This is a genomic window from Lysinibacillus capsici, assembly GCF_003367505.1.
Classification (GTDB): domain Bacteria; phylum Bacillota; class Bacilli; order Bacillales_A; family Planococcaceae; genus Lysinibacillus; species Lysinibacillus capsici.
The window spans coordinates 87,223-103,657 of record NZ_PXXX01000020.1 but is presented as its reverse complement, the minus strand read 5'-3'; the positions used below and the strand labels follow the sequence as shown (position 1 = coordinate 103,657).

At 36.9% G+C, this 16,435-nt stretch carries 13 protein-coding genes; 6 read left to right on the top strand and 7 right to left on the bottom strand.

The window, feature by feature from the left end; translation table 11 throughout:
• Entirely contained in the window at window positions 1–870 is an 870-nt protein-coding gene (locus C7B89_RS18895; protein ID WP_004225544.1) for a MurR/RpiR family transcriptional regulator, read from the bottom strand.
• A 234-nt stretch (window positions 871–1,104) separates the two neighbouring features.
• Between C7B89_RS18895 and C7B89_RS18890 the strand changes: the two genes are divergently transcribed.
• Window positions 1,105–3,294, top strand: a complete 2,190-nt coding sequence (locus tag C7B89_RS18890; protein ID WP_115674309.1) for a DNA topoisomerase III — start codon at window positions 1,105–1,107, stop codon at window positions 3,292–3,294.
• A gap of 235 nt (window positions 3,295–3,529) precedes the next feature.
• Here the strand turns inward: C7B89_RS18890 and C7B89_RS18885 are convergent, their stop codons facing one another.
• From C7B89_RS18885 to C7B89_RS18865, 5 genes are all read right to left on the bottom strand, one after another.
• A complete protein-coding gene (locus tag C7B89_RS18885) occupies window positions 3,530–4,600 on the bottom strand; it encodes a glycosyltransferase family 2 protein (RefSeq protein ID WP_054549091.1) in 1,071 nt (356 codons plus the stop codon).
• A gap of 155 nt (window positions 4,601–4,755) precedes the next feature.
• Window positions 4,756–5,508, bottom strand: coding sequence for a hypothetical protein (locus C7B89_RS18880; RefSeq protein WP_115674308.1), 753 nt, complete (start codon window positions 5,506–5,508; stop codon window positions 4,756–4,758).
• 1 nt (window position 5,509) lies between these two features.
• Entirely contained in the window at window positions 5,510–9,292 is a 3,783-nt protein-coding gene (locus tag C7B89_RS18875) for a DEAD/DEAH box helicase (RefSeq protein ID WP_115674307.1), read from the bottom strand.
• Window positions 9,293–9,404: 112 nt separating this feature from the next.
• On the bottom strand, window positions 9,405–9,959 hold the full coding sequence (locus C7B89_RS18870; protein WP_054549088.1) for an NADPH-dependent FMN reductase: 555 nt from the start codon (window positions 9,957–9,959) through the stop codon (window positions 9,405–9,407).
• A 128-nt stretch (window positions 9,960–10,087) separates the two neighbouring features.
• A complete protein-coding gene (locus C7B89_RS18865) occupies window positions 10,088–10,918 on the bottom strand; it encodes an oxidoreductase (RefSeq protein ID WP_115674306.1) in 831 nt (276 codons plus the stop codon).
• 314 nt (window positions 10,919–11,232) lie between these two features.
• On the opposite strand from C7B89_RS18865, the gene C7B89_RS18860 reads away from it, so the two are divergent.
• The 5 genes from C7B89_RS18860 (at window position 11,233) to C7B89_RS18840 (ending at window position 15,575) form a co-directional block, all read left to right on the top strand.
• The gene (locus C7B89_RS18860; RefSeq protein WP_066037048.1) at window positions 11,233–12,279 is read left to right on the top strand and encodes a PseG/SpsG family protein; all 1,047 of its coding nucleotides are present in this window, start codon (window positions 11,233–11,235) and stop codon (window positions 12,277–12,279) included.
• A 192-nt stretch (window positions 12,280–12,471) separates the two neighbouring features.
• A complete protein-coding gene (locus C7B89_RS18855; protein WP_004225556.1) occupies window positions 12,472–12,657 on the top strand; it encodes an SE1832 family protein in 186 nt (61 codons plus the stop codon).
• 34 nt (window positions 12,658–12,691) lie between these two features.
• On the top strand, window positions 12,692–14,263 hold the full coding sequence (locus C7B89_RS18850; RefSeq protein WP_048393326.1) for an ABC-F family ATP-binding cassette domain-containing protein: 1,572 nt from the start codon (window positions 12,692–12,694) through the stop codon (window positions 14,261–14,263).
• A 437-nt stretch (window positions 14,264–14,700) separates the two neighbouring features.
• On the top strand, window positions 14,701–15,105 hold the full coding sequence (spx, locus tag C7B89_RS18845) for a transcriptional regulator Spx (RefSeq protein WP_004225558.1): 405 nt from the start codon (window positions 14,701–14,703) through the stop codon (window positions 15,103–15,105).
• A gap of 23 nt (window positions 15,106–15,128) precedes the next feature.
• Entirely contained in the window at window positions 15,129–15,575 is a 447-nt protein-coding gene (locus tag C7B89_RS18840; protein ID WP_009371643.1) for a MarR family winged helix-turn-helix transcriptional regulator, read from the top strand.
• Between the two features lie 106 nt (window positions 15,576–15,681).
• Here the strand turns inward: C7B89_RS18840 and C7B89_RS18835 are convergent, their stop codons facing one another.
• Complete coding sequence (locus C7B89_RS18835) at window positions 15,682–16,230, bottom strand: RNA polymerase sigma factor (protein ID WP_036078118.1); 549 nt, start codon at window positions 16,228–16,230, stop codon at window positions 15,682–15,684.
• Between the last annotated feature and the right edge of the window lie 205 nt (window positions 16,231–16,435).

The window sequence follows — 16,435 nt, the reverse complement described above, 5'->3', positions numbered from 1 at the left end:
TCAACTCCATCGGTTTGCTAAAAAGCTATTTTGAAAATCGTCATATTTTACGCGCTGATTTTCATAATAGTCATGATCTTGAGCAGTCATTCCTGCTATTAGTGTATTTAAAAATGCTATGAGTGCTGGCATAGCATCAATTGTTGAAACTTCTTGTTGTTGTTCATTCACAAAGGTGATAGTTGCATATTGAGTAATAGGTGCAATTTGAGAATCGGTTATGCCAATAATCTCACATTTTTTTTCTTGTAATTCGGCTGCAAATTGGATCGGCTCTTTAAAGTAACGGTGGAATGATAAAATAATTACTACACTATTTTCATCAATCTCTTGAATAGCACGTATGACCTCACTTGTTTCAAAATTTAATAAAACAACATTCGGTCGCAAAAGATTTAATGTAAAATGAAGCCACTGTGCAGCTAAATGGGAAGAGCCATTCCCTGCAATATATATTTTTTTCTTCTCATGGAGCAATACTGAAGCTCGATTAAAGTCTTCCTCGTTAATGTTTTTAGCCATATTTAAAATGCGAGATGCGTCCTTTTCCATCGTCTTTACATAAAAACGTGGATTTTCAAAAAGAGCTTGCTTCGATTGCAAATAATTCTGCAAACTACTTGCATTCCCTTCATTAAATAAATGCATGGTTACCTGACGTTGCAATTGTGCATAACCAGATAAGCCTAATGCGTAACAAAAACGGATAACTGTCGTTTCACTTACTCCGGCCTTTTCCCCTACATATGAAGCAGAGTGGATTCCTACTGTCTGTAAATTTTTTAATATGAATGTAGCTACCTTTTGTTGACTTTTAGACAACTCTTGATATTTCTCTTGAATCATTTGCTGAATTGTTTGATCTCTCATAAAAGAAGCTCATCCTTTTTTTATTTATACTATGAAGCCATTACTTCATTTTCATGTACACTAGACTAACATAATAATTTTCAGAATTCAATATTTTTTCTGAAATTTATACTTTCTTAACTGTTACCTGCCTAAATCATCCTCCGACATTTAATAAATTCGCTTCAGTTAAACTGCGAACCCACTCAACCTATGCTATATTTAAAACCATGGAACTATGAAAGGGTGTTAACAATGGCAAAGAGCGTAGTAATTGCTGAAAAACCTTCTGTAGCACGTGATATTGCACGTGTGCTGAAGTGTAATAAAAAAGGAAATGGCTTCCTTGAAGGAGATAAATATATTGTGACTTGGGCGCTTGGACATCTTGTAACACTGGCTGACCCAGAAAGCTATGATGTGAAATATAAAACATGGAATCTTGAAGATCTCCCCATGTTACCTGAACGCTTAAAATTAACGGTTATAAAGCAAACTGGAAAGCAATTTAATGCGGTCAAAAGTCAGCTTACACGTAATGATGTTAATGAAATCATCATTGCTACAGATGCTGGACGTGAAGGTGAATTAGTAGCACGCTGGATACTTGATAAAGTGAAAATTAAAAAGCCTTTGAAACGCTTATGGATTTCCTCTGTTACAGATAAGGCAATAAAAGATGGGTTTGCCAATCTAAAGCCAGGCAATGCATATGATAATCTCTATGCCTCTGCTGTAGCTCGCTCAGAGGCAGATTGGTATATCGGGCTTAATGCTACTCGTGCTTTAACTACCCGCTTTAACGCACAGTTGAATTGCGGACGTGTACAAACACCAACAGTAGCAATAATTGCTGCACGTGAAGATGAAATTAAAAACTTTAAGGCACAAACTTATTATGGTATTGAAGCGCAAACAACTGATAACTTAAAGCTTACATGGCAAGACCAAAATGGTAATAGTCGTAGCTTTGATAAAGATAAAATCAATACACTGGTGAAAAAAATAGGAAATAACAATGCCATCGTTGCGGACATTGAAAAGAAACCTAAAAAATCATTTGCACCTGGTCTTTATGATTTAACTGAATTGCAGCGAGATGCCAATAAAATCTTCGGCTACTCAGCGAAAGAAACATTGAATATCATGCAAAAACTCTATGAGCAACATAAAGTGTTAACTTATCCACGTACGGATTCTCGCTTTATTTCACAGGATATCGTTGCTACACTACCAGAACGCTTAAAGGCCTGTGGTATTGGTGAATATCGCTCCATCGCCAATAAACTGCTTACTAAACCAATCAAGCCAACAAAGGCCTTTGTCGATGATAGTAAAGTATCAGATCATCATGCCATTATTCCAACAGAGGGCTATGTAAATTATTCAGCTTTCACAGATAAGGAACGTAAAATTTATGATCTTGTTGTAAAGCGTTTCCTAGCTGTTCTACTTCCTGCTTTTGAATATGAACAACTAACACTACGTGCAAAAATTGGCGATGAAAGCTTTATTGCTCGTGGAAAAACGATTTTATCATCTGGCTGGAAGGAAGTTTATGAGCATCGCTTTGATGATGAGGACACAGCAGATGACGTAAAGGAACAAATACTACCACGCATTGATAAGGGCGATATGTTAAAAGTAAAGCTTATTGCCCAAACTTCTGGTCAAACAAAGCCACCTGCTCGATTTAATGAAGCTACTCTTTTATCAGCCATGGAAAACCCAACAAAATATATGGTAACGAATGATAAAAAATTAGCCGACACATTAAAATCTACGGGTGGTCTTGGCACAGTCGCTACACGTGCAGATATTATTGAAAAGCTTTTCAATTCCTTCTTAATAGAAAAGCGTGGTGGCAAAGATATTTATATTACCTCTAAAGGTCGTCAACTACTCGACCTAGTGCCAGAGGAATTAAAATCCCCTGCCCTGACAGCAGATTGGGAGCAAAAGCTTGAACTTATTGCAAAGGGCAAGCTAAAAAAAGATGTATTTATTAGCGAGATGAAAAATTACACAAAGGAAATTGTTACAGAGATTAAGGGTAGTGACAAAAAGTATAAGCATGATAATATCTCTACCAAATCATGTCCTGATTGCGGTAAACCAATGCTTGAAGTGAATGGCAAGAAAGGAAAAATGCTTGTCTGCCAAGATCGCGAATGTGGTCATCGTAAAAATGTCTCACGTACCACAAATGCACGTTGTCCACAATGTCATAAAAAATTAGAGCTTCGCGGAGAAGGTGATGGTCAAATTTTCGTTTGTAAATGTGGCTATCGTGAAAAATTATCTGCCTTTGAAGCAAGACGCAAAAAAGAAGGCGGAGGCAAGGTCGACAAGCGCTCCGTACAAAAGTACTTAAAGCAGCAAAACAACGAGGAGCCTGTGAACAATGCACTTGCTGAAGCATTGAAGGGGTTAAAGTTCGATTAATTAAAAGGGCAAATTCACTCTAAATGTGAATTTGCTCTTTTATTATGCATACTCACCCCATCTAAACATATCTTGAATTGACTGAATATTCTATATCGAGGGAGGTTTTTAATGGAAGCAAAAAATTTTAGGCCACGTAATGTAATTTTTATGACGGTTGTTGTAGGTGTCTCTGTGTTAATTGGCCAAGCTATTTATGTCTTGTTTATTGATGTACCTTTTCCATAAGAAAGATTTATATCTTTAATTGACTAAGTAAATATTTCCCATTATTGATTATTTCCTGATGATTCGGTTTCCATTTTTGTGCCTCTAGATTATGCTGATAGGCATTTTCAAATAACCGTAACTCCCTGTATAAAAGGCTTAATTGTAAATGAGGAATCCATGTTGAATAAGCACGCTTTTGGATAGTCATTGTATCGGCAGGAGCTTGTTGCAAGGCTTGAGAGTACCAGTAAATTGCCTCTTTATGTTTTAATTGCTCCATAAAAAATTGGCCCATTCGGCAACATGCTTCTGGCTTTGGTCGATCATATAAGAAAGATTGCAAAACAGCTTGCTGTGCTTGTTGATCATCATGTAAACGTCGATAGCATTCCCCTACATGTAAACAAGCCTCAATGCGATTATCTGTAGTGCCTAAGTTGCTATCCAAAAATAGGTTGTATTGATTAATAGCTTCTAGGTAACGGTGATGCAATTTTAGTTCATTGGCATAATGAAATTTCTCAATTGCTGAAAGAGAATGTCCATTCTTTATTAATCCCTCATAAATATTTATATTGCGATGAATATCTTTCGTTAACGGTAAATGTGTGACAGCTATATCACTATGAAAGAGCTGCCCTGACACCTTTAAATTCTCATGAACAGCACCCTCCCATTGAAAATGATTCGCCCTTTTTACTAGACGAAACTTTCGTTCACTACACTCCACTTCCCCATCACAATCAAGCGTCAAATAATAATCCATTGTTACAGCATCAATAGAAGGAAATAATGTTTGCTTTAGTTGGCTGAACTTGTGCTGATTTTCCTTTGTCATAATATCATCAGCATCAAGCCATAAAATATAGTCTTTTGTTGCCTGCTGAAATGAAAAATTTCGTGCTTTGGCAAAATGATTACACCAGGAAAAGTCATAAATTCGAGAGGTAAAATTTTGAACAATCTCTTTTGTACGATCAGTTGAACCAGTATCAATAATATTAATCTCATCCACGAGGTGCTGAACCGAATCTAAGCATCTTTCAATCGTACATTGTGCATTTCTAACAATCATACATAAACTAATCGTTAACATCTGTCCCCTCCTTAGCAATGGTTTAATTTATGCTAATGCAGTATTTTATCGAAAAAATTTTTCGATTATCACCTAACTCTGTAAATTTATAATGTAAAACAAAAAAACGAACGCTATTTACGTTCGTTTTTTCTAGCAATTGAAATCCTATTGAATCAAGATAAATATTGCTCACGCCATGTTAATTGTTCTTTGTCTGTAAGCTGTTGCTCTAAATGATGATCCCATTGATTGAGTAATGTATTCCATACTCGTACAAATACTATATCCTGTTCCTTATCATAAAGAACAAACTCTAAACATGGGCTATCATTAATTTGTTGAGCTTCTGTTTGAACAATTTTTGCGATGACTTTCTGAGAGCTACCTTCCTCTTCTTCATCCGCTTTCTGCAAAGCTGCAATCACCATGGACTCCTCAAATTGTTCCTGTTGTTCTGCCTCTTTGTCAATATAACGATAAAGCTCTGGCAATTCATCATATTCATCATTCCTCGTATCGATAGTGAGAAACGATTGATGGCAAGGACTAAAGTAAAGCGTGGAGGTTTCTTCCTCTAGTTCTTCTTCAAAAATACCTCTTTCTAGCTGCCTCTGTCCTTTTTCAGTTAGCCTATAGAAATCATCTTCATTCCTCACAAGGTTTACTCGAATCATTAAAGAAACCAAGTCTTCAATAAATAACGGGTCTACAAGCAATAACTCGCTCAATTCCTGTGCGTTGCTAAAATCCGCCTCTTGAATACTAAGCAGAAGCATTGTCATTAAGACATCCATTGTTGAACGACGAACAGGCTCATAGGTCACATCAACTGTTCGAATGGGAATACACCATTCAGCCGTTTTGACAATCTTAATATTACGATTCTGCTGAAGCTCACGCATTAGTCGTTGTTGTAATTTTGACAATCTATATCACCAATCCTTCATGATTACGTAAGCCATCGTAGGATTTTACTGTTTTTAACAAATTCGCATACATCTCTCTTGTCTCTTGATGTTTTGCACGTTTTGCAAACATTTCTGCACTTCCAACAAGCAGTAGTAACTCACGGGCACGAGATAGCGCGACATTTAATCGACGATAATCTCTGGCAAAGCCAATATCCCCGCCTTTAGGTGTATTACGAACCATGCTCACTAAAATGACATCCATTTCCATCCCTTGGAATTTATCAACAGTCCCTGTTCTAAATTGCAGATGTGGTAGCTGTAATTCTTGCTGAAGAAGGCGATTAATTTTCTTTACCTGCTCACCATAGAAACTGATGACACCAACGCTTTTTTGAGCATCCTGCGGCATACGCCCTGCTTCTTTTGCTGCCTTCACAGCTTCATTGAGATCTAGTAAAATACGTCTAATTGTGAGCAATTCTCCTTCATTAAAACGACTCGTTCCCCCTTTTACTTGCTCCTCTAAATAAGGTTTTTCTGTTGGAATATCAATCCACAGTAAATGGTCATCACGTTTTATAAACTGCCCTTCTAAGCCATGATCTCTTGCTGCATCCGAATCTGGTAAGCCACATTGCAAGCCATTTTCTTCTTCCGCATAAAACGGTGTGATACTTTGCATGATTTTCTCATGCATGCGGTATTGCAATGCTAGCATTTGCTTATGTGTTGGTGGCAAATTATTAAATAAACGCTCAAATAATGATTCACGCAACAGATTTTTTAATTCCTGTGCGCCTTCAAAGTTTGGATTTTCTTCTAGCATTGCCTTTAATGTTTCCTCCAGCGTATCATCCCCAAGTAATGGTGGTAGCTGATGATGATCACCTACTAAAATAACTTTCTTCCCCTTTAGCATTGGTAAGAGCAATTCTGGTGGTGTTGCCTTTGAAACTTCATCAATAATAACCACATCAAAGGTCGGATAATTTTCCATAAACTCCTTACTAGCAGAGGCTACGCATGTTGTTCCAATAACGTTCGCATGACGCACATATAATTTTCGAATTTCATCTAAATCATACTCTGTTGCGTTTTGTAGTTTTTCACGCCATTGTTCTTGTAGTTTTTTACGAAGTGGTAGCTGTTTTTCCTGACGTTGTAATGCTTTAATTGCTTGGTTTGCAGTTTGTATAACTTCCTTCACCTCTTCTGCCGTTCGTTCTGGCGTAGATTGTAAAAGCTTTGTATAGGAAGCTAATTGCTTTTCTTTCTTCAATCCAGCTATATTAATGTCTTTTATCTGTTCTTCCATCTGCGTTAGCTGCTGCTCTACTTCCTGCAAGTTTGTTTGGATAGTCTGTAAAGAGGCTTGTTTAGGAACAAGTTGTACTTTAGCCTGTTCCACTGCCTCCAGTTGCTGCTTTGCTTGTAGAAGAGACTCTCTAGCTTGTGAGGCAAGAATTTTTAAATATTCTACAGATTCTTCTGGTTCTTCAGTAATTTGAAAGGCGTTTGCTAATTGTTGTAACCGCTCAGTATGCTGTATAAATGGTTGGAGCTGCCGCTGGTAACTTCGCACATCGAAGCTAGTTATTGCACACTCCTGATGAATTAAAGTTACTAGATTTTTACGAAAAGTTTCGTATTCCTGATCTTTATGCTCTTGCTGTTGCTTTAGTGCTATTCCCTTTTGCCAAACAAAATCACGACGCATATATAGCCCGAGCAAATAACTTTCAATAACATCACTTGCTGGTGCTTGACCATCTTGAAAAGCCGTGTTTAATTGTGCAAATACACCAGTAAGGTTTTGCAAAGAAAACGATTGTACTGGTTGTAGTCTACTTTTAGCAAGGGCACGCTCCTTGACTTCATGTGTAACCAAAGCCTCTAGCTTCACAATTGCTCTTTGTAAACGAGCATTAATTGTGGACCATGCCTCTAAATCTTTCGCATCCTCTAAATGCTGCAAGCGACCTATTTGTTGCGAAAGTACATGAGAAGGGCGAATTTGATAATGTTGTAAAAAACGCTGAATAAGCTCAAATGAGGTTAAGGTGTATATATATTTTTGCGCTTCCTTCATGATTACTAGACGATTACTTTCGATTTCATATTTCTGCTGTATCTCTTCAAATTGCTGTGTTAACTGGTGCTTTTGTTCTTGTAGTTCTTTATATTGAGCAGCAGCCTCTAGATGTTTCACTTTTTCAGTAGTTTCCTCAATCGTACGCTGCAGTTGCTCGACTGAAGGGTAATCAGCAAGTGTCTGTTCGAGCTGCTGTACAATTGGCTCAATTTGTGCGAGCTGTTTTTCATAATGCTCTTTTTGAGTCTCACATGTTTGTTGCTCTGTTTTAGCAGCCTTCAATTCTTTTTTTAATGCTTGAATCTCTTGCTGTAAAATGGGTTCTTCCATAGCTGCCTGCTCTTTTGCAGCAATTTCCTGTGTTAATTGCTCTAGCCATTGCTCTAATTTCTCTAGCTCATCTTTTGCTTTTACAAGGTTTGCTTCTAGCTCTTGCTGACGTTCTGGAAATATTGTAATTGCTTCTTCAATCGCAGCAAGTGTCTGCTCACGCCATTGAAGCGCAACATTTTCCTCTATGAATTTTTTACCCTCTTCCTCAATACTTTCCGTTCTACCATAGCGTAAAATTCGAATTTCTTGATTGGACAGTAAGCGTCCTAATGCATTATCTACAGCTAAATTAGACTGTGAGGCAACAAGTGTTTTTAAGCCTGCTTTAACATTTTGCTGACAAATCTCTGAAATGACAGTTGTTTTCCCCGTACCAGGTGGACCCTGAATGACATACAAATCCTCAACAGATAGTGCACCTAAAACGGCTCGTCGTTGATATTCATTTAAATTATTATGAAACTCAATATCTTCGCGTAGCTTAGATGCCCGAACTACAGGACGCCGCTCAAACAGTATGGTTTCTAAATTAGGGTTTACTGCCTCACCCTTTTCTAGCTTTGTAAAACCATTACGTAGTCGTCGAATTTGGCTTAATGTTGCAAAATTACTAAAGCTCGCTTGTTTGGAACGAAGATTCAGCTGGTCCTTGCGAGCCAAATCCTGTATAAAAGGCTTTACATCAATTTCTACCGTTTGCTTTCCTGCATTAGCCTTAATAACCTGTCCTATCTCGCCTCGAATTCCTTGAATGCTAACACTTAACCCCTCTAGCTTTTTCCATTCTTTACTCTTTATGTAGGGACATACAATGGTTAAGCGTGTAAAATCTTTATTGAAATAGCTTTGCTTAAATTCTGTATGAATATCATCAATGGTTGCATCTCGTTCTTGTATTTTTAAATAGCCTTCCCAGCTGGCTATACGTTTTTTTACATACTCTGTACGTTCCTCTGCAATCGGTAGCTGTCTTATTTTGGTGTGAAGCTCAAGTGGAATACCTGCTCCATTATTAGGCTTCGTCACAAATTGTAATGCGGCTGCTAAGCGACGATTTGTGTTAATAGGTCCACGCATATGGACAAATCGAATATTGGTTGCCAGTAATCCTTCCACCTTTAGCACACAATCCATAATAACCGTTTTCTCAGTAAGAATATCGCTTAATTTTTCATTGTCCTCCGCATTAAAATAGATGGATAAAAAGGTTTCACCAACTGTTTTTGCTTTTCGTTTTTCAATATAGACGGTAAAAGATCTTTGTAACGCAAAAAAGGCATGCTCGTTTGCTGAGCATTCCTCTACCGCTTCCTTCGCCTTATTGGTCAAAATAAGATTACAGCGTTGTTTTTCTAGTAAAGCGATGTCCTGCATGAGCAGCCCTCCTTCCTGAGTCACTAAAGTTTTATTTTATCACATACTAAAACAATACTTACAAAGAAAAATCCCCTGCACAGTGATTTCTTACCACCGTACAAGGGCTATCTTAATGTTGGTCAATTGTTTCTTTGGGCAAGTTCTTGCTCATTTCACAGTATTGAACAAATACACGAGCTAATTCACGTAAACGACTATGAACGTCTGCATCTACAATAGTATTATTTGCATCGAAATGTGATGTATGTGTATACACATAGTTTGGCGTAACAAGCGCTCGGAAGTAGTCTAAAATAGGTTTTAGCTGATTTTCGACTACAAGGTGATGCTGATATGTGCCTCCATTTGCAACAATGGATACGGGCTTATAGCGCATTGTTTTAGGGTGTAAGAAGTCAAAGGCATTTTTCAAAACGCCTGGAATAGACGCTTGGAAAATAGGCGTTGCAATAATGTAAGCGTCTGCCTCCTCAAATTGTTGAATCATTTTTTTCATATCATCATTTAATGGAGAACCATCCACAATTTGATGCTTATATTGACTAAAATGCATCATTTCTAACTCGAAACTAGCATCTAATTCTTTAATATATTGCTCTACTTGCTCTAAAATAGCACCAGTTTTACGACCAAACATCGTGCCATCTACGAGTAAAATTTTCATCTTTACTTTGCCTCCACATTCATCTTCTACAATAATATTGTAACAAATGAAAAGTGGCTCGGAAAGGATTGTCATGACAATTGATATAAATTCAGTCTTTAGACGGAACGACAAATTTAATCCCTAAATTAATTATCCTGATCACGTTGTCGGAAATGGACTTCCTTATCAATGACCGTTTCCTCAAGCTTATATTTATCTCGATTAATGACAACCTCACGATTAACTTTCTCGCCTTCATTCAGCTTATCCCAATTAAATAATATCTCTCTTGAAATGTCCTCTTCTGGTACTTCCGGATACTCTAATGTTGCTAACTCATCTGATGGATAAATAGTGACTGGCTGTTGTTTACCATATAGGGCAATGATAATCATAGCCTTTGCCACTTGTGTGGCTTCAATTGCTCTAGAACGTTTTAAAGGTCCAATTAATAAAGGCTGTACAAGCTTTAATAATTTTTCTCCTGCCTTTTCTCCTAATCGAAATTCATCACGGTTCCCTACTAAGAGTGATGGGCGAATAATGGAAAGCCTTTGTAAGCCTAGTTCCTCTAAATCACGCTCAAGTTTGCCTTTAACTCGATTATAGTAAAATGGAGAATTTTCATTAGCTCCCATTGCAGTAATCACAAGAAAATGAGGGATTCCCCGTTTTTTTGCTAAAGAGGCAATTGCTAACGGGTATTCAAAATCTACCTTTTCAAACATTTCACGAGAGCCTGCCTTTTTAATGGTTGTACCTAAGCAACAATACAATTCATGAGCAAATCCTATATCGTTTTCTTCTATTCTATCAAAATCACGAATTTTCACTTCTAACTTTGGATGCGTATAAGTTAGCTTTCTTCGTGCAATAACTGTTACTGAAATATACTCATCATGTTCACATAATTGTTCAACTAGAGCGGAGCCGGTTAAACCAGTCGCCCCTACAACAATCGCTGCACGCATACTCATTTTTTCTCCCGTCCTTCTACTTATTGATAGTATATCAATTACGCTTATCTTGACACATCGGATTTAAAAAACATCCCATCATCTCCATTTGTAGAGGGATTTTTCGAACCAAGATAAAGACCTTCCAATTGTTATGTATATTCCTAATTCGCCTTTCTATATATATCGACCATTTTTTTGATGATTAAAACTGATTAAAGATAGCTATTCTAGAAGATTCCGCTAGAGACATTCATGATCAAATCCTAAATTTTACACATACTTGCTCTTTCTTCGCCATAATTTAAAGAGACAGAGGAAAGGATGGGATACATTTGCAAAACGAAACACACGCAATTGAACCAAAAAAAACGATTGTTTTCATTATTGAAAGCTGTATTGATAAAGGGCTGTATCCTTTTGAACGGGTTTCAACATTAGCTAAACTACTTTCGAATGAGAAGGTTTTTATCTTTGTAAAGACTCCTTCAAATGACGGAATCCAAATTTTAATGAATGAAGGAGTTACTCCTATTCTATTTGATCACTTTAACGAATTACCTAAGCAAATCAAAGGACTTCAACCTGATTTAATTGTTAGAGATGGGCGAAATTCTGAAGGCTGGCAAGTAGAGGAATTACGACCTTTCTGCAAAACAATTATTCATTTTGATGATTTTGGTGAAGGTGGCCAAGCCTGTGATTGTGTATTACTAGCACTCTATCAAGAAGTGAAAGATTATTTACCATCGCATTATATTGGTGGAAGCTTTGTTTTTGCTCTTCCAGATGCCTATCAACATTTCGATAATATACCTGATAGTAAAACACCTGAAAATCCGCCTCATATCGTTGTCGCTTTTGAGGATGGGGACGAGCATAATTTAACATATCGAACACTTCGACACCTAACTCAACTACAAATACCACTACAAATTACAGTTATGATTGACGACAGCTATCGCCATGCAACGGATGACTTGCAAATGATGGTACTTAGTCGTCGAAATACTGCCATTCTTCGAGATAAAAATGCACTCCTCAAACTACTACCTAAAGCAGATGTCATTATTTGTAATGCTAACTATACACCTTATAAAATTGCCTCTTATGGTGTACCATGCATTACACTTGCACAAACTGAAGCTGAGCTTTTACATGCTTTTCCTCGTGAGCATAATGGCTTTATCCATCTAGGACTTGGTCGTAAAATGAAGCAATCACAAATCCAAAATGCTGTCATGGAATTTCTTTTACACGAAGCTCGCAGTGAACGAGCAGTGAGAAAACAGCGACAACTCAATCTTGCTGGTAATAATGAAACACTTCAAGCTTTACTCTTAGATTTTGCTTACGATCGTCATAATATCGCTTCTACTTAGTGCTACTTCGAAGATGATTATGATACAATATATAAGAATTTTTCACTCCAACAGCTCTTACAGTAGTTGGGACATAAATAAATTCAACAAGTACCCGATTGATTTTAAAGAATAAGCGGTGGGGGATTCTTAAAACCTCCATCGCTTTTACACGCATTCACTATAAAAATATTCTCAAAAGGAGTAGTCTTCATGCCAACAAAAAGTGATATTGAATACCAAATTAGAGAGTTAAAAATGGACTATATGAATTTACAAGGTGATATAGAAAAGTTGGAGTCTACTGGACACAACGATCAGGTAGCTAAGGCAGAGCAACGTCTTGCGAATATGGAAGCTCAATTAGCAGAACTTAACAAGCAGCTTGCAGAACTATAAAATGTAAACAAGAAAGATAGTTGGAGGAACAGATATGGCAATATTAACAGTAGATAATTTAGGTCATTCTTTCGGTGATCGTACACTCTTTAAAGATGTATCGTTTCGCTTAGTGGAAGGTGATCATATTGGACTTGTAGGGGCTAATGGTGTCGGTAAGTCTACATTAATGGGCATCATTACAGGACAAACGATCCACGATACAGGAAAAGTTGAGTGGCTGCCTGGTACACACTATGGTTATCTAGACCAGCATACCGTACTAACGGCTGGTAGAACAATGCGTGAAGTGTTACGCGATGCCTTTTTACCATTATATAAAAAAGAAGAAGAACTGAATGAAATTACGGGCAAGATGGCAGACGCAACGCCTGAAGAATTAGAAGTACTTTTAGAACAAATGGCAGAAGTGCAGGATGCATTAGATGCAGGAGATTTTTATTCATTAGATATGAAAATTGAAGAGGTGGCACGTGGACTTGGCTTGGATGCCATTGGCTTAGAACGTGATGTAGCTGCTCTTTCTGGTGGACAACGCACAAAAGTACTACTCGCTAAGCTTTTATTAGAAAAGCCAAAAGTACTTTTATTAGATGAGCCGACGAACTATCTTGATGAGGAACATATTACTTGGTTGAAAATTTATTTAAAGAACTATCCATATGCTTTCCTTCTAATCTCACATGATACAGAATTTATGAACGAAACAGTGGATGTCATCTTCCAATTGGAATTTTCTAAATTAACTCGTTATACTGCAACATACGAAAAATTCCTTGAACTTGCTGAAATCAATAAACGTCAGCATATTGAAGCCTATGAAAAGCAACAGGAGTTCATCAAGAAGCAAGAAGATTTTATAGCCAAAAACAAGGCTCGTTACTCCACTACTGGTCGTGCAAAATCACGCGCTAAGCAACTTGATCGTTTAGAGCGAATTGATCGCCCAGAAACAGCTGTAAAACCAGAATTCGGTTTTAAAGAAGCCCGTTCGTCTAGCCGCTATGTTGTAGAGGCTGAGAACTTAGTGATTGGTTACGATAAAGACAAGCCATTACTTCCTCCACTTTCTTTTGCGATTGAACGAGGAGAAAAAATTGCTTTAGTCGGTATGAATGGTGTTGGTAAATCCACATTATTAAAAACAATGTTAGGTAAAATTAATGCGCTTGGTGGGAAAGTAGTCCGTGGTGACTACCTATATCCTTCCTATTTTGAACAGGAAGTAAAAGCTGAGAAAATCACGCCAATTGATGATGTTTGGAATGCATTCCCTTCTATGGAACAAGCCCAAGTACGTGCAGCTTTAGCAAGAGCTGGCCTAAAAACTGACCATATTACACGTCCGCTTAATTCTTTATCTGGTGGCGAGCAAGCTAAAGTGCGTTTATGTAAATTAATGATGGAGGAAGCTAACTGGCTTCTCTTCGATGAACCGACAAACCATTTAGATGTAGATGCAAAAAATGAATTAAAACGTGCCATGAAAGAATTTAAAGGTACCATTGTGCTAGTAAGTCACGAACCTGATTTCTATGAAGGACTCGTAACAAAAGTCTGGAATGTTCAAGATTGGTTTACTTCTGGACAACAAGGCCAAGACTAATTATTTCAAGGGCAGCTCCAACATGTTATGGGGCTGCTCTTTTAAATTTTTTTAACTTCTATGTATAAATAGCCTCATTTAAACATACTATAATCAGTGGACTAACAATTTTACCCCTACTTCCAACTAACTCTCTCCTACGAGACAACTTAGAATTCTAGTAGTTCCTATTAATTCAACATGGATTTTATAGCTTAAAAAGACATTTTCTATAGAGTTAACATAACTTACATCATTGTAAGCTGAATAAACGAAACTTTTTACGCTTATCTTCGTATATTTTAATATAACTGAAAAAATAATAATTCGATTGAGAAATTTTTTCAATTAACTATTGATTTATATATAGCTTACTAGTAAGATATATATATAAACTATTAACTTACTAATAAGCTATTTGTAAAATATAATCTAAAAAAGAAAGCGAGGAATGAAGAATGACAGTTACAATTTACTCACAAGCGAGCTGTTCTTCATCCAGAAAAGCACTTAAATGGTTAAAAGATCACAACATAGAATATAAAGAAAAACGTATTACATCTCATCCACTTACACTTGCAGAATTCAAAGAAATTCTAAGTATGACTGAAGATGGCACAGATGAAATCATTGCAACAAACTCAAATGACTTTAAAAACTTAAATATCGACATCGACCAACTTTCTATTCAAGAGCTATTTGCTATCATTCAGGCACACCCAAGAATGTTGCGTAGCCCTATTATAATAGATGAAAAACGTATTCAAGTTGGTTACAATGAGATGGACATCCGTCGTTTTATCCCACGTAAAGTACGTGCTTACGAATTAAATGCGATGACAAGATTGGCACAAGAAAGTTAAAACAGTTTTGGAGATGACCTTCTATGGACCAAGAAAAACAAAAAGCCATTACCTCGTTGTTTGAAGTCGTTTCATCTATTGAGCGTAAGTGGGCAAACGAGTGGAATAATCATAATGTACTCGGCTTTTCAAAATCCCATATTTTAATTTTAGACTACTTATCGCAGGAGGGCCCAAAACGCCCTTCTGCTATTGCTGAGCGGTTAAAAGTAACTACTGGTGGTGTCACTGTTTTAACAACCAAGCTGATAAATGGTGGCTTTATTGAAAAAACACAGCATGCCACAGACCGCCGTGCTTCTCAACTAGTCATTACGGCTGACGGTGAAAACATATTAAAAGAATCTCGTCAACAAGTGAGCGAAATCATTAATAATATGTTTGGTATGCTAACAGCGGAGGAACTGCAAACCTTACGAACTATTTTCTCTAAATGTTTATTGGATGTGGAGACAAATCGACCAGATTAAAGCACAATAAAAAGATGCATTTGCAACTGTTTGCGAATGCATCTTTTTTGATTAGTCGACCAAATACTTCCGTCTAAGTACTGTGATGTGCGACCAATCTGCTTTATTACGCTGGTAGCACAGATTCCACAATAGCTGTATCTGACATGAGCATTTCTTTTAATCGAGCCTTTGCACGGAATAAACGAGATTTCACAGTACCAATGGAAACTTTCATAATTGTAGAGATTTCTGCAAGTGAGTATTGGTCTATGTAGAAATACCATAAAGTCTTTCTATAAATAGCATCTAATTGCTCCATTTTATCCTGGACTAGTTTTGTTACAATGTCCTTTTCAATTTTTTCTTCTGTAGAAATATCGTTATTGGGAACCAAATCTAGAATCGGCACGTCTAATGTTTCAGGTTGGTTCATCATATATTTGCTACGTCGTACTTTTTTACGATAGCGATCTCTAAATGTATTCATTGTAATAGTTGTCAGCCAAGCTTTAATATGCTCTACTTCGGCCACGCTATCTTCATAGCGTACAACCTTAACCCAAACTTCTTGCATTAAATCTTCAGCTTCTATATTATTGCGAGTTAGTTTTAAACATAAATGATATATATAACGATTGTATTCCTCGTATACGCCTTCTAATTTTTCATTCATTGTGTATGCCTCCGCTTCTTGTTCTTGCTTCTATACACATTCTCGCAAAATAATGTATTACACTCTATCGCATTGGCTTTCAATTTCATTACAATCGTGTAAGCTTAATCGCTTTCACTTGTAATATTCGTAAAAATTGTTTTACTACTATACTGCTTTCCCTCCAAAAAAGCTTTTGATGACAATAGTTACCTATTAATTAAAC

Bases quoted from the DNA above. Each gene is read 5' to 3' on its own strand.
- C7B89_RS18895 (WP_004225544.1), bottom strand. From the start codon at position 870: ATGAGAGATCAAACAATTCAGCAAATGATTCAAGAGAAATATCAAGAG.
- C7B89_RS18890 (WP_115674309.1), top strand. From the start codon at position 1,105: ATGGCAAAGAGCGTAGTAATTGCTGAAAAACCTTCTGTAGCACGTGAT.
- C7B89_RS18885 (WP_054549091.1), bottom strand. From the start codon at position 4,600: ATGTTAACGATTAGTTTATGTATGATTGTTAGAAATGCACAATGTACG.
- C7B89_RS18875 (WP_115674307.1), bottom strand. From the start codon at position 9,292: ATGCAGGACATCGCTTTACTAGAAAAACAACGCTGTAATCTTATTTTG.
- C7B89_RS18870 (WP_054549088.1), bottom strand. From the start codon at position 9,959: ATGAAAATTTTACTCGTAGATGGCACGATGTTTGGTCGTAAAACTGGT.
- C7B89_RS18865 (WP_115674306.1), bottom strand. From the start codon at position 10,918: ATGAGTATGCGTGCAGCGATTGTTGTAGGGGCGACTGGTTTAACCGGC.
- C7B89_RS18855 (WP_004225556.1), top strand. From the start codon at position 12,472: ATGCCAACAAAAAGTGATATTGAATACCAAATTAGAGAGTTAAAAATG.
- C7B89_RS18850 (WP_048393326.1), top strand. From the start codon at position 12,692: ATGGCAATATTAACAGTAGATAATTTAGGTCATTCTTTCGGTGATCGT.
- spx (WP_004225558.1), top strand. From the start codon at position 14,701: ATGACAGTTACAATTTACTCACAAGCGAGCTGTTCTTCATCCAGAAAA.
- C7B89_RS18840 (WP_009371643.1), top strand. From the start codon at position 15,129: ATGGACCAAGAAAAACAAAAAGCCATTACCTCGTTGTTTGAAGTCGTT.
- C7B89_RS18835 (WP_036078118.1), bottom strand. From the start codon at position 16,230: ATGAATGAAAAATTAGAAGGCGTATACGAGGAATACAATCGTTATATA.